The organism is Acidisarcina polymorpha (assembly GCF_003330725.1).
Taxonomy (GTDB): domain Bacteria; phylum Acidobacteriota; class Terriglobia; order Terriglobales; family Acidobacteriaceae; genus Acidisarcina; species Acidisarcina polymorpha.
In genome coordinates this window covers 4,650,964-4,666,497 of sequence record NZ_CP030840.1, presented here as the reverse complement: position 1 = coordinate 4,666,497, position 15,534 = coordinate 4,650,964, and the positions used below count along the sequence as shown (strand labels likewise).

Annotated in this window: 5 protein-coding genes; 3 read left to right on the top strand and 2 right to left on the bottom strand. The window is 58.9% G+C overall.

What is annotated here, in order from left to right; translation table 11 throughout:
* Positions 1–169 precede the first annotated feature (169 nt).
* Positions 170–1,051, bottom strand: coding sequence for an AraC family transcriptional regulator (locus ACPOL_RS19715; protein ID WP_150133069.1), 882 nt, complete (start codon positions 1,049–1,051; stop codon positions 170–172).
* 376 nt (positions 1,052–1,427) lie between these two features.
* Positions 1,428–3,521 carry a winged helix-turn-helix domain-containing protein gene (locus ACPOL_RS19710; protein WP_114208566.1) on the bottom strand — a complete coding sequence of 698 codons (2,094 nt, stop codon included), beginning with the start codon at positions 3,519–3,521 and terminating at the stop codon, positions 1,428–1,430.
* Positions 3,522–4,048: 527 nt separating this feature from the next.
* Between ACPOL_RS19710 and ACPOL_RS19705 the strand changes: the two genes are divergently transcribed.
* The 3 genes from ACPOL_RS19705 (at position 4,049) to ACPOL_RS19695 (ending at position 15,311) form a co-directional block, all read left to right on the top strand.
* Complete coding sequence (locus ACPOL_RS19705) at positions 4,049–7,951, top strand: protease pro-enzyme activation domain-containing protein (protein WP_114208565.1); 3,903 nt, start codon at positions 4,049–4,051, stop codon at positions 7,949–7,951.
* 108 nt (positions 7,952–8,059) lie between these two features.
* On the top strand, positions 8,060–11,479 hold the full coding sequence (locus tag ACPOL_RS19700) for an FG-GAP-like repeat-containing protein (RefSeq protein ID WP_114208564.1): 3,420 nt from the start codon (positions 8,060–8,062) through the stop codon (positions 11,477–11,479).
* A gap of 442 nt (positions 11,480–11,921) precedes the next feature.
* Positions 11,922–15,311, top strand: coding sequence for an MBG domain-containing protein (locus ACPOL_RS19695; protein WP_114208563.1), 3,390 nt, complete (start codon positions 11,922–11,924; stop codon positions 15,309–15,311).
* Positions 15,312–15,534: the final 223 nt, after the last annotated feature.

The window sequence follows — 15,534 nt, the reverse complement described above, 5'->3', positions numbered from 1 at the left end:
ATTTCAGAGTGGTTCCTGACTTTTAACCGAGCCGCAGGCGGAAGTTCCGAGGGCGCTCACAAACATAAGGCGTTGAGCCCGACTTTCGCCGCACTCAGTCGATTGTGATGGAATTGCGCGGAAAGGCTGCTACCGGATATTGCCGCCCAGAAACATATCTTGCGCTAATTTAGAAGCCGTTCCGGAACGTGGATGGTGCGGTGCCAATAGCGCGACGAAAGGCGCGGGTGAAATGGCTCGAGTAGTCAAAGCCGACACGGACCCCTACCTCAGCTACAGTCAGATTGCTGGTCATGAGCAAGGACCTCGCTCTCTCCATACGAAGGTCAAGAACGTACTGGCCAGGCGTTACTCCCAGGCTCCGCTTAAAAGCCCGAAGAAAGTGGAAGGAACTCAGACCGGCCACGCCAGCCAGTTCGGCCAGGGTAATGCGCTGATCCAAGTTTTCAACAACGTACGATTGAACCGCGCGAATTTGCCGTGGCGCGAGCCGGGCGCCGGTTTTCGACGACTCGATTGCTATGGCTCTTGCGTGCTGGCTGAGCGCCAAGGCGATTGCTGTGGCAATGCACTCCAGGCCGAAGTGGTCGTGGGTGCTGGGCAGTTGGCTCTCGTGACCGAGCGCGCGCATCAGGTGTTCAATCTTCGGCGGACTGGCCGCTAGCGATTGAACGATCGCTGTAGAACACTTCCCGCCCGCAGACTCCACCAGGTGGTCGAACCGGACTGGTTCGAACGCCAGCGCAATTCCTTCCACCGGTCCTTCAAAACGAACTTCATGCCGACAACCTTGAGGCATCACCCAAAGAGCGCCGGGACGAATCCATCGCAATCCGGAGAAATCAGGGCTCTTGATCTCCGCTCGCACAGCCGGACTGGTGTACATGAAGAAGTTATGCTGTTGGGGCTCACGCTCAGGGAACTCGGCCGGTTCAACCGCGTGGTGCTCGACAAGCACTCCCCGTACCGCGAGACTCGGATGTCTTCTTACGACGTGAGGGACGATTGGAATGACTTGCGAACCTTGTCGCACTGAAATCGAGTCGCTCACACGTTCCACCTTTTGTGGCCATGACGGCAATCTTAGGATTCTCAAACGGACGGACGCGACCCACGAAGAACGAGGCAGCCATCTAGCCAACTCGGACCGTGTCCCTTACAGAACGGCCTTTCCGCCACCTCAAAACCAGAATATTTACTGCGCGATGAGAGTTATCCGCAATGTTAGTCGGCCGGCTCGCCGCAACCATGTATCCGACTTGCCGACTTATGGCCCACTTGAAGATAACTCCTTTTTTAATGCGTAGCGCGGACGGTACAACTTGGGAGTCTCTGAAAGGAGCACCCTTAAATCAGTTTCTTTGGCAGCCCAAGGGACCGGTCGGGGAGTTTTTACGCCAATGCTCACGCGGTATGTGTAAGTCGATCTAAGTCGGTCGTGCACTGCGTCTTACGCCCGGTTCGCAGAGATGCGAGTCTTGGGTGGCCAGGGATGCAGGAATCGCAACGCCGCTTCTTTCAAGCAGCGCGGCGAAGCGCGGATCTCCATGCAACGAGTCGAAGAGGGGATCGACGCCGACGTGCAGCAGATACGGGTCGCGCGCGGCGGAGAGCCTTTCGAGCTCGGCGATTGCCTGATTGCGGTGTCCGGCACAGGCATACCACTCGGCGGGCGAGAAATCGTTAACCTGAGCGACGCCTCGGTGATTCTGGATTGCGGCCAGGTGGAGCTCGGCATAGGCACGAATTCCCTGCGTCTTGAGCATTCCCATGCCCTTTTCTTCCAGCTCAACCCGGGCCTGGTCATTTTGAAGCAGTGCCATCCGCCGCCACTCCGCCGCAGCTTCCGAATAATGGCCGGTCTCGAAATCGACCCACGCCAGGGTGTTGTGCGCGATGGGAAGATCCGGAAGCAGCTCGGCATAGTGAGCTGCAGCGCGCAGCGCAATATCATCGCGACGGGCGTAAGTACCGACCAACCCCTGCATTGCGTAAACCGATGGCCAGAAGGGAGCGCTGGTCTGGGCAAGCTGAAGTTGAGCCAGCGCTTCGTCGAAGCGTCCCTCTTCCGCAAGCAGGATGGCCAGCCAGTTGCGGTACTCGGCCTGAGTCGAGTCGATGCGAATAGCATTGTGCAGCTCGGCTTCGCCACGGGGAAAGTCCCGGTCGAGCTTGTAGGCAGTCGAACCAAGGACGGCATGCGCCTGCGCTAAGGAGGGATCGAGGCGAATGGCGGTCTGGGCAAAATGCTCAGCCTTGCCGAGATAATTTTCCTGCGGGCTGGTGTAGTAGTTGCTCAGTTTCAGGCAGGCCGTCGCCATGCCGGCGTGGGCAGCGGCAAAGTTGGGATCGCGCATAGTGGCCTGTTGAAAGAGATCGAGGGCGCGACGGAGTGAGTCCTGGTCCCGCTCGAACATATGGTAAGAGGCCTGCAGGTAAAGTTCATATGCATCGGCATCGTTGGTGCTGCCCTTGATCGTTTGCAGCGCCTGGGTCTGCGATTGCAGGTAGTGGAAGACATCCTGCTGCAAACGTTGGCTGAGGGAGGGAAGGTCCTTGGCTGCGCCGCTGTATTCAAAGGATGCCAGATGGGTCGCATCCTCGGCGCGCACGAGCTCGAACTTCAGATCGTACTGATCTCCCTGCCGCGCGATGCTGCCCAGGAGGAGGTCATCCAGGCCGAGTTTGCGGGAAAGGCGTGGGATGTCGGCGGCGTCGGAGCTGGTGAGGCTGCTGGTGGCGCGCACCTGGACGTTCGGTAAGCGTGAGAGGTCGTCGCTGAGCATGAGCCGAAATCCCTCGCCAGCGTCACCGGTCTGAGTATCTCCATGAGCGCGCAGTGGAATAATGCCAAGCTTGAGCACTCGAGTAGCCGCATGGGCATGGCGAAAGTGGATTCCCCCCATAAGCGCAATCAGACCGCAGAGGCTGAGAGCGATCGTCGCAGAAAGTCGATTGGAAAACCGGCTGAGGGGTGAAAGCGGGGAGGCAGTCGCCGGGGCGAACGGCGGAAGGACATGAACAGGACTAAATTCCGATGAACTGGTCGATATCTGGGCAATCGGCTCGGCTTCAATCTCCGTTGAAGCACGATCGCCAGCTTCGGCCGCTCGGATTTCGAGGGGGGCTGCCGGAGGAGAGGCCGACAGATCAACGGACAAGGCCGGGGACGTTGTTGTAGAGGTCGTGGTTCGTGGTACAACCCGGACTTCTGCATAGAAGGTATAGCCGCGCTTAGGAATCGTTTTAAGAAAGCGAGGATTCCGTGAACTGTCGCGAAGAGTGTGGCGAAGCCGGTTGACAGCGACATTGATCCCCTGAGTGTAGTCGAGAAATTCTTCGTTCGGCCAAAGCACCTGGCGGAGCTCCTCTCGGCTCACCAGATTATTCGCATTTTTGAGCAGCACCTCAAGCAGCACGGCGGTTTGGCCCGGAAGATGGGAACCACGATTCTTCCGCATGAGAATGCCGGTTTCAGAATCGAAAGTGAACTCGGCAAATACAAAAATGTCTCTAGACATAACGCAGCGGATTGCCCCCGGGCGCGAGCCTCCGGCCCCGTGGATAAAGCTCGGCTGGAGCCTCCGGCAAGCGGAAGAAAGCGTTCGGTACCAAATCTTGATGCCAGTTTAGCACGCGACCCGGAGTGCTTCGAGACGCCCCTTCTTTGGCGCACAGCACCTAAATCATAGAAACCATAAGGATTATCCGGTTAGGGTTTGTTTAGGAAAAGATTAGCTTGGTTCAATTGCCTCAAAGGCTACCTGTTCATACGATCTTCACAACAGAGCCATTTCTTCTCCAGCGATCCCGGCCGGCCGGCCGGGGCTTGCCGGTAACCCAAATCCTCAGCGACTTCACTTTAGGGAAGTCTATTTGTGACTCGCGGTGTCTTCCGCGTGACTCGAGATATGTCCGTAGCGCTAGCGAACGCGCCAGGCCCAAAATCTCCCTGACCACTACGCGGCGGGGCAGGCGTAATGATTCGCAAATCCTCTGGTTTTGAAACCCTCGATGTTCCCAGTGAAGTAAGACAGGAGCTTTTGGAATGATTCGAAATTCCCGGTACCGTATTCTTTGCGCTGGAGCAGCATTCCTGGCGGGCCTTATCCAACCCATGTGCGCTGTTGGGCAGGGTAGCCCGGCTCCCCGCCTCATCACGACTACGGTAAACAACTCCGACCGAGTTCCGCTGAGCGGCAGCGTGCGCAGTGCGGTCGAGCGGGCCGTCGACCTTGGCGCCGCCGACCTTGCGCTCCCAGCACATCACGTCACCATGGTGCTGCAGCGCCCGGGGATGCGGCAGGCGTCGCTCACTCAGTACTTGAGCGATGTTCAGAACCCGCATTCCGCCGCATATCATCACTGGCTCACTCCGGCAGAATACGGGTCTCGGTTCGGCGCCGCGGCCGAGGACGTGCAGACCATCACAGCGTGGCTTGAATCCGAAGGCCTGACGATCGAAAAGACATCGCCCGCAGCCAATCTCATCACCTTTTCGGGTTCGGTGGGCCAGCTTGAAACGGCATTCTCGACTTCAATCCGTTCGATTTCGATCGGCGGCCAAAAGCATATCGCCAACACCACAGCGCCCCAGATTCCACGAGCCTTCGCGGCGGCGGTAAAGACCGTGGTGGGGCTGGATGACATCCATCCCCGCTCCAACCTTCAAATCGGTCCTGCGGCGAAATATAACTCTTTAACTCGCCGGATAGAGCCGGAGCTCACGCTGTTCGACTCGGTGGGCAATCCGTATCTCTATGTGGATCCGGCGGATGCGGCCACGATCTACGACACGCCCAATGCCAACCTCAACACTAGCTATAAGGGAAGGACCTATGACGGCACCGGCGTGACTGTCGGCGTGGTTGGCGACTCGAATGTCGACCTCACCCCGGTCACGAACTATCGCACGGCCTTTCTAGGCGAGACGACCGCCACCGTCAATTTGCCGACGGTGATTGTCGACGGCGACGACCCGGGACTCAACGGCGATGAGGTGGAAACCTGGCTCGATCTTGAAGTGCTGGGCGGCATCGCGCCCAAGGCGAAGATCAACTATTACACCAGCGCCGACAGCGACATCTCCGCCGGTCTGTTCAATGCGATGATTCGCGCCGTCAACGACAATGCCGTAAGCGTACTAAGCATCAGCTTCGGCGAGTGCGAGGCGCTGGCCGGAACGGAAACCACCGACTTCATAGGAGAACTCTTCCAGCAGGCCGCGGCGCAGGGCATCACGGTGACGGTCTCCTCCGGCGACGCCGGATCCGCCGCTTGCGACAACCAAAACAGTGAAACAACCGCAATCAACGGGCTGGGGGTCAATGGACTGGGTTCTTCGCCGAACAACGTTTCGGTGGGCGGCACCGACTACGATGTTCTTGGGACGGCGTTCTCGACCTATGTGGAGACCGGGAGCACCGGCAATCCGCCTTACTATGCGACCGCGCTCTCCTATATTCCTGAAGAACCGTGGAACGACTCGACCAGCGTGAACGGCAACCTAGCCGACAATCAATCCCTGCTTTCCAACGGAAGCACAAACATCATCGGCGGCGGCGGCGGCGCGAGCAGCGTATTCCCGAAGCCGGCCTATCAGAACGCGCTTACACCCGCCGATAATGCCCGCGATCTGCCCGACGTATCGCTCTTGGCCGCCAATGGCCTCTATGGCGCGGTGTGGGTCCTCTGCGAAACAAGCGCGATTTACGGTCCGGACTGCGTCACCAACAACGGCGCGTTTACGTCCAGCACCCGGTTTGACGGGGCGGGCGGCACATCGGCCGCGACACCGGCCTTCGCCGGGATGCTGGCGCTGGTGGTGCAGGCAACCGGGTCGCGCCTGGGCAACGTCAACAATGTCCTCTACACGCTGGCGGCAAATAAATACAGCACGGTCTTCCATGACGTCACCACCGGAAACAATGCAGTCGTCTGTACCTCCGGAACCCAGAACTGCGGCGGCAACGGCTTCATGACCGGCTACAACGCCGGGACGGGGTATGACCAGGCCTCAGGCCTCGGCAGCGTGGATGCCGCCGCCATGCTGGCCAACTGGACCAGCGCCGTCGGCGCAAGTTCGACCACCGGGCTGACCATCAATGGCTCGACCTCGCCTGTCACCGCGGTTCATGGCACAACCCTGAATTTTGGCGTAAACGTGACTCCATCGACCGCCACAGGCGCGGCGGGTCTGGTGACGACCGCGACGGCCGCAGCCGGCGCGCCCACCCTCAATGGCCAGCCAGCCACCATCGCGATCAGCGATGGTACGGGCAATACCGGCTACAACGGCCTGCCCGGCGGCGTCTATACCGTCTATGCCAACTATGGCGGAGACACGAAGACCGCTGCTAGCCAGTCCAACGCAATCAGCGTAAACATCTCTGCCGAGGCCAGTTCGACCCAGCTCTCAGTGAACGCCTACAACCTCGCCGGGACGCCGCTGGCGAGCCTCAATGCGATCCCGTACGGCTCGTATATCTTCGCCGACACGTCGGTCTATGGAACGGCGGAGGGTTATGCCGGCTCCCAGGGTTTCGCCACCGGAACGATGACCAACCTGGATAACGGAACAATCGCCGGCACCTCGCCGATCACCAGCGGCAACTACGCCTCGTTTCCGCCAGTCGGCGCCACTGTCTATCCTTACGCTGTCGGCGCGCATAGCGTGACGGCGACCTATCCAGGCGACTCGAGCTACAAGCCAAACACTTCCAACGCGGTGAGCTTCACGGTTGTCAAGGGCGCAACGTCATCGGCTCTCTTCCCGGCAACAGCAGTGCTCGTCTCAAACACCAGCGACAAGATCGAAGTGGACATCACAACATCCAGCCTCGCGCTAGCGCCCACCGGTACCATCACCCTCAGCGCCAATGGCGTAACGCTCGGGACCTCCTCGAACCTCACGAGCGCGGAGAGCGTCCAGAACGGAACTTCGCTTTCCTACGCGATCTTCAACGTCCTCGGGTCGCATCTGGCCAACGGGGTGAACACGATTACCGCAACCTACAGCGGCGATTCGAACTACTCCGGTTCGACTGGCGCGACAACCGTCACCGTCACTGAGGCGGCCATCTCGCTGCAGACGGAAGCGATCGATGTCAGCGCTGGCAGCACCACCGACAACACGGCAAAGGTGACCGTCAGCTCAGCCGGGGGATTTGCCGGCCCAGTCAATCTGAGCTGTGCTGTCACCTCTGCGCCGGCCAATGCCATCAGCCCGATCACCTGCGGCATCCCCGCGTCGATCGATCTGTCTGGAACTGCCCCGGCAACGGCAACCCTGACCGTCAACTCCTCCGCAGGCACCACGACGGGAACTTATGTCGTTACGATATCGGGTAAGGATGCCGCTACCGGCATGGTCACGGCCTCGACGACCAGCACGGTCGTCGTCACCGGGACTCCAGCCATCACGCTGACCAACAGCGGGGCGATCACGATCGCTCGTGGGGCGACGACCGGTAACAGTTCAGCACTCTCGGTGACTCCTGTTGACGGATTCACAGGCGCCGTAAGCTTCTCCTGCGCCGTCACCACGTCCCCGGCTGCGGCAAAGCAGCCGATCACCTGCGCGGTATCGCCGAGTTTGGCGACAATCAGCGGCGCGACGGCGGCGACGGCAACCCTGACGATCAGCTCGACGGCTGGAACTCCTGTCACAATCGGAGCGATTCCGCTTCGCGCCATTGGCGGGACAGCGCTGGCGGGAATGCTGTTCTTCCTGGTTCCAACCGTTCGGCGTCGTCAGCTTCGGGGTTTCCTTTCGCTGATCGCTCTGATCGCTCTGGGCGGCATGGTGGCATGCGGCGGTTCCTCGGCTTCATCGGGCACCCCTCCTTCAACGTCGACCGGCACCACTGCGGGAGCCTATGTCGTTACCGTAACCGCGACTCCGGCTGGAGCCAGCGCGCAAACCGCGACCGTGAACGTGACTGTGAACTAGAGGATTTCCCGTAGACCCGCGGACCGAAGCCACACGTTCGGTTCGCGGCGCAACCCAAGAAATTCTGCGATTTGGCAGTGTTCTAAGAAAGTTTGAGGAGGCTTTTCCATGCTGCGATTTCTCCCTGCCGGCGCTCGAACGGCGGTTACGTTGATTACGATCGGTTGCTCAAGTATCGCCTTCTCTCAGCGGCAAGCGCAGCCGGCGCCGCTGAAGACCAAGACCCCTCCGGTCACGGCTCTTCAAAAGCGCTACCAGACACCGGCAGACCAGTTGATGATCCCCTATCTCAAGGCACACGGAAACTCGGGCTCTCGGGTCGACGCGATCCATCCGAATGCAACATCCGATGTCACGGTGCCGAACTTCGGTGGTTACGTAAACGCGCCGAATTTCCCCGCGCGAAACACCGCATCGCTGGCCGCCGGCATCTTCGATACCGGCGTTACCGTTGAATTGGAAGCCGACTTCAATAAGGACGGCAAGCCGGATATCGCCGTTATGCAGGAAGACGGGACTCTCAACATCCTGATAGGAGACGGGGCGGGCAATCTGAGCGCTCCAACGAGCTACTTCAATCCGAACCAGGCGACGACTAACGTCTTGAATGCGAATGCAGTGGACGTGAACGGCGATGGCGCAGTGGATATCGTGGCCTTCGACTACATCAACAATGCCGTGATCACCTGGTTGAATCTTGGCAACGGCCAGTTCAACGCCGCTGTCACCACGCTGCTCGATACGACGTACGGCTATGCCGGCCAGGTGTATGCAGCCGATGTCAACGGCGACGGCAAGGCCGACCTGATCTACGACACCACGATCGCGCAATCCAACACCAGCACCACGATCGCCCTGGAGGTGCAGCTGGGCGCAGGAGATGGAACCTTCGGCCAGTCCTCCGCGGCCAAGGTGCAGCAGCTCACAATTCCAGCCTCGGTATCGCTGTTTCAGGCGGCGAGTATGGCCATGGGAGATATAAATGGCGACGGCAAGATAGACCTTGCTCTGGGGCTGCCCGAGAATACCGGCAGCACCGGCAACTTGGTTGTGATGACCGTGCTCGGCAACGGCGATGGAACCTTTTCGATCTTTGGGGCGACACAGGCCATTTCGGCAGCGGCGCTTACCGGCCCCTTCGGACCGTTCTTCAATAGCAGCGGCGTCTCTCTGGCGGATGTGAACGGCGATGGCAAGGTCGACGTCCTCTCCGAGCTGGACGGCACTCTCTATGTTGCCCCCGGTAATGGCGACGGAACCTTTGGCGCGCCCGTCACGAGTTCAGACGCCGCGATCGTCGGCCCGGCATCGACGGTAATTCTAGACGTGAACGGCGATGGCAAGCCGGACTTCGTGACCGCGGGCGGCACCCTCGGCATATTGCTCGGCAACGGCGACGGAACCTTCGCCGCGCCGACTGCCAGCAACCAATACGTTATCGATCCGGCCGGCTACAATTCGCTGTTGGCGGGGGACTTCAACGGCGACGGCAAGCAGGATCTCGCGTTGCTCGGAGCCACCTACGTACAGGTCTCGCTGTTCTTCGGCAACGGCACGAACTTTCCCGGAGCGCCGGTTGTGACAGCCAACAACGATCCGCAGGCAATTTCGACGGAGCTGGTAGCGAGCGGAAACTACACCAAGTCCGGATATCAGAGCCCGCTGTTTCTGTACCAGAATTCAACTACCTTTATTTCGCAGCTCTATACCGGAGTGAATGACGGCAAGGGAAACTTCACCTCGGTGCAATCGCTTGCCGGTGGGCTGCCTTCAGACCTCCAGTATATTCAACCCATCCAAGCCGACCTCAACGGAGACGGCTTGACCGACCTCGCCTACGCGACCTCAACGGGCGATGTTCTGGTTGCGCTCTCCAAAGGAGACGGAACCTTCGGCACACCCGCGTCGATCGGCATTGGCACTGAGGCCTGCCCTGTCTACTACGGCGCGGCCGGCGACATCAACGGCGATGGCAAAGTCGACCTGGTTATCCCATACGGTAGCGATGCAGCCTGCGGCTCTCTCTCCGGCGGCCCTTCAGGATACTGGGTGGCGCTGGGCAATGGAGACGGTACCTTCGCCAAGCCCGTATTTATGCAATTCGGTACCGAACTCTACAGCTTGACGCTTGCCGACATCAATGGCGATGGCAAGCTCGACATGCTGATCAACGATGTTCCATTCGTCAACGGCTCCGGATATCAACTCTCCTATGCTCCCGGGAACGGAGATGGGACCTTCGGTCAGAGCTCGGTGATCGAGAGCAGCTATGTCATCAGCAATGTGGCGACGGCCGACATCAACGGAGACGGCAAGCTCGACATTGTGCTCAGCGCAGAAGAGGTTGCCGGCAGTGACGTCACCACCGGCGGCATTGTGACCATCACCGGCAACGGAGACGGCACCTTCAATCTGCCGTCCACGGTCACCATGGGCGACTTCTTCTACGGAATGCAGGTAGCCGATATGAACAACGACGGCATTCCCGACATCGTCGCCTGCCTGTATGAGACAGATGGCCAACCCGTAGAAAATTTTGGGATGGTCACTTACATCGGACTCGGCAATGGCCAGTTCACGGGCCCGTACAACCAGCTCCAGACCCTCGGCAGCACCTTGCCGCTGGTGGGAAGCTTCTACGACGACAACGCAATGGACGTGATGACCGAGACCGGATATGGGCCGGCGCTCTTTATCGGCCAAGGCGGCTCTTCTCTCGCGCTGACCTCATCGGGGTCGTTGATCAACTTCGGCGATTCGACCATGTTGACCGCCACCGTCAAGGCGGGCCTGGCAGGTCGTCCTGCAGCGACTGGCTCCATCTCGTTCTACGATGGAACGACACTGCTCGGTACGGCCTCGCTCAGCTCCGGTGCGGCGACCTACTCGCCGGCTGCGCTGGCCATCGGTACGCATACCATAAGCGCAGTATATGCGGGAGACACGAACTATAACCCCGTTACATCGGCCTCGTCGTCGATCACGGTTGCTGCGCTGCCGCCTGCCTTTACCCTCACTGGAACGCCGGCTAAGGTAACCGTCACGGGTGGATCGCAGGGCGTGGTTACACTGAATCTCACGGCCAACGCGAGCTTCAGCGGAGCGGTCACCCTCAGTTGCTCGGGCATGCCAACGAACGGCACTTGCACGGTTAACCCGGGTAGCGCGATGCTGACGGCTGGCGGTTCATCCGTAGCGACACTGCTCATTGGAACCTCCGCAACGCATGCCGAGTTGCAGAGCGTTCCCTCACCCTGGCAGGTTCCCGCTACCGGAGCAAGCCTAGCAGCCCTCTGCGGCGTCTTGTTCCTCCGCCGCCGACGCCTCCACATCTCGTCGGCGCTCGGGCTCGTTGCGTTGCTCTGGATCGGTGCTTTCATGGCTGGTTGCGGTGGCGGTGGCAATCCCAAGAATTCGTCGGCCCTGACCGTGACCCCAGGCAGCTACACCATTACCGTGTCGGCCACACCGGCCACTGGCAGTACGGCCGCCGCACAGACGACGACGGTTTCTCTTACCGTGAATTAGCTCCTGGCTAGTAGGGCGTTTTTCCGGAGCCGGCCACTAAGCCGGCTCCTTTTGTCCGATAAACCGGCTAATCCTACAAGCACACTCGTCGATCGCGTGTGGACAATTCGCTCAACTAGCATTGGCCTTTCGCACTGTCGCCGATTAGTTGCGCGAGGAGGTGGCTTAAGGCGCCGGAGGCGCAGATTAACTGTCGCGGAAGCGGACTCCATCTGCCGTCTGAGCACTGCTGCATCATCCGACTAGGGTATTGCAAATTCAGCCGGGAACTTGATCGGTACAACGAAGCGATGTCGATAAGGAGCGTTTTTGTCACGAGTGATAGAGTTTTGTCGGCGCTGGCGCATTAGGGAGTGCAGGCAAGTTCAGGGGCCGCTAAGAATTGAGCTGGCGGAGACTTCCCCCAATTTGTCCGACTCCGTAATTCAAAGGATGGATCTCGATGACTCTCCAAACAGCTCTTCGCCGCATCTCTGAGGTGTCACACAAAATAGCTGTCATGTTGGGCGGTATTATGCTGTGTGCCGCGAGTTCTCCTTTGACGGCACAGACACCAACTTTTGCGTTTAGTTCAGCGCAAATTCTCCCCGCAACTGAAACCTCTCAACCCACCCTCGAATCCATGGCGGTCGATCAGGCCGGGAACCTGTTCCTGGCCAATAGCAGCCTGGGTTCGGTTGTGGAGCTTCCCGCAGGCAGCAACCAGTTGGCTCCAGTGAATGTGAAGGGCGTAAGCAATCCGCTGGGCATCGCAGTGGACGGAGCCGGAAACCTCTACATCGCGAATGATTCTGTAGGCTATGGCGGGCAGTCGACGAGTTCGATCATCAGATTGACGCCAAGCGGCGCGCAGAGCACTGTTGCATCCGGCTGGATAAGCCCTGTTGCAATCGCGGTTGACCTCGCTGGGGATGTGTATGTGGTGGAGGCAAACGTCAACTTTACGGGTGCTTCCGGCGTTTTCATGGTGGGGAGAGGGAGCGGCACGCGCGTTCAATTGAATTTCAACGGACTAATCTCACCCAGCGGCATTGCGATTGACCCCTTAGGGAATGTGTATGTCACGGACTCGGACCAAGGCACGATTACTGAATTGCCCGCCTACAGCACCACGCAAACGACTCTGGTGACCGGACTCAGCGCCGCCTGGGGAATTGCGACCGACCTAGCCGGAAATCTGTTCTACAACAACGGCAACGAGATTGACGAGATTCCGGCAGGTAGTTCGACTCCGATCGTGGCATACAGTGTGCTCAACTCGCCGGGCTACTATGGTCCTGAAGTAGTGCCAACCGAGGGCATCGCGGTAGATATGAAGGGAGATCTAACGTTCGCAGCTACGGATGGCGGCAATGAAATTTATTTTGTGGCAACGACTCAGCGAGCCTCCGTGAATTTTGGATCGGCGGAGATCTGCGTTCCGGGTTGGACCTCGGTATCCGCGTGCAACGCAACGCAAACGCTATGGTTAGGTACCCCAGGAGCGATTACGCCGGGTGTTCGGTTCATGTCGGGTGGAGTGCCGAATAAGGATTTCGTAGCCAACTACCCTGGCAACACATGCGCCGGGTCTGGATGTCCACTCAACGTGACCTTCTCGCCGAAATACAGCGGATCGCGCAGCGCGGTGATGCAACTATTGGACTCGAGCGGGAAGGTGCAGTCGAGTACAAACGTCTACGGTTTGGGCGTTGGACCGCAGGTCGTTTTCAACTCTGCGGTGCAGAGTACCGTTGGTATGGGGAAAGGTCTCAAGGCAATTGCTGTCGATGGCGCAGACAACGTGTTTGTCGCAAACCCAGCGGCGCATAATGTTGTGGAGTTCCCAGCAGGCGGTGGCCCCTCGAAGGCTATCGGTAGCTTTTTGATAACTCCAGTCGCAGTGGCAGTCGACGCTCAAGGCAACGTCTACATCGCAGACTCCGATGGCAACCAGGTAGTCAAGGTGGCGCCCGATGGAACGCAGTTCCACCTGGGGAACAACTTAGCAAATCCGCTTGCCGTGGCGTTGGACAATGCGGGGAATGTCTACATCGCGGACGCGGACAACAATCGTGTCGTCAAGGTGGCGCCTCTGAGCGGCTATGCGTCGATTGTGGCTGGCAACTGGACAACACCGCAATCGGTTACCGTGGATAGCGAAGGGAATGTGTATGCCATCGATGGGCCAGGTGTAACCAACCCGAAGGTCTGGAAATTGACGATAAGCACTGGCGTCTCAACCGTTATCGGCAGTGGCTTCATCAAACCCTGCGGCCTGGCCGTGGATGCAGCAGGCAATGCATACGTGGGCGATTCAGATATCAATGCTGTGGTCGAAGTTCCGGTGAACGGAGGACCCCAAGTGAATCTTGGAAAGGGCATTCTAAATCCCTGTGGCGTGGCTCTGGACGCAATCGGCAACGTGTTTGTGGCGGATTCCGGGAACGGCCGCATCCTGAAAATCACTCGCACCCAAGCTCCGACATTAAGCTTCGCATCGACACATGTGGGCGCGACGAGCGCCGATAGTCCGAAGTCGGTACAGATTGCAAATGTGGGTAATGCTCCACTGGTGGCTGCCGGCGGATTGACCAACGGTACGAATTTCGCTCAGGTCCCCTATACAGGGTCGGGCACAGATTGCACCGAGGTACTCTGGCTCGAACCAGGGTTCAATTGCGAACTCAGTTTCAGCTTTAAGCCCACGCTGGCCGGGCCGTTGGCCAGCTCCGACTTGCTCGCGTCCAACGCCAATCCTGACACGACTTTGATCGGGCTGAAGGGCACAGGCACGGATGTTGCGACAACAATTACCAACGTGGGCGGCTCGGGCCAAACTGCAGCATATGGAGCCGGGTTTGCAGCGCCTCTGCGCGTGCTCGTGCAGGACAGCTCGGGGGCGGGAGTGGCGAATGCGACTGTAAGTTTCACGGGCACTGGTGTCAAATTCGCTTCCTCGACGGTGCTCACTAATGCCAGCGGATACGCATCTGTCATGGCGAGCGCTGCTGGGGTTGGCAGCGTCACCGCGACGGCGAAGGTCACCGGCGTGACCAAGCCCGCTACCTTCAACGAGACGGGCACTAAGGTGACTTTGAAAGTGACTGCCACGACGTTCGCGTGGGAGTTGAACGAGGCCTTCCCGCTCACGCAATACCTCATTACAGGACTTGTTAACGGCGACACCGTCACCGGCACACCGGTCTTGACGGCGACAGCACATGTGGGGTCACCAGTTGGCTTCTATTCCATCTCCGCTAGCAAGGGGACGCTGGTGATACCGGCAAGCTACACAGTCGTTTATGAGCCAGGGGTATTGATTATTGATACACCAGCTGCAGTCACGGTTTACTCAGGCCTTTACCAATCTTCTCCCCAAGGCACAGCCTTTGTTAACCCGCTGAAATCGCTTGTTGTGGGAACCCTTCGTCAGCCTCTAGGGGGTGTACCGATCACCTACACCTCTACCGGTATGAAATTCTCCAGCAAAACCTCGACCACACTTGTCTCGGGCATCGCCTCGGTGACCGCGACACCAACCGCCGTAGGAAGCCTGATAGCAACGGCGACGGTCACCGGAACCAAACTAAGCACAAGCTTCACTGCGACGGGAACCGCAGCCGCAGCGTCGAGAACAGCGACGCCACTGATGGTCTCTGCGAATAACGTGAGCAACACGTATCTGGCCCCGGCATCTACCTCCACTTACACGATCACCGGACTAACCGATGGGGATGATCCTACGGTTGTATCCGGCGATCCATCGCAAACTACACCGGGAGCAATCGGCTTGGCTCCAGGCACTTATTCAACCGACATCACGCAAGGATCCCATCCCTCACCAAAGTAAGCGTGGCTCCATCTTGTGAATGGCACGTTGGCTGTTACGCAGTTTGGGTTCTTCGCGACACTTGTCTGCGTGCGATCGAACGAAAAGCAGTAAGGCCCTTGCCTTTCAGGTTAAGGGCCTTGTTGCTTTTGCGGTGAACATTGATAAATCGCCAGTTCTCTTCCTGCACATGCTGTGGTCGGCCAGTCCATCCAAGCAATCGAGGGGTATGATAATGGGCGAG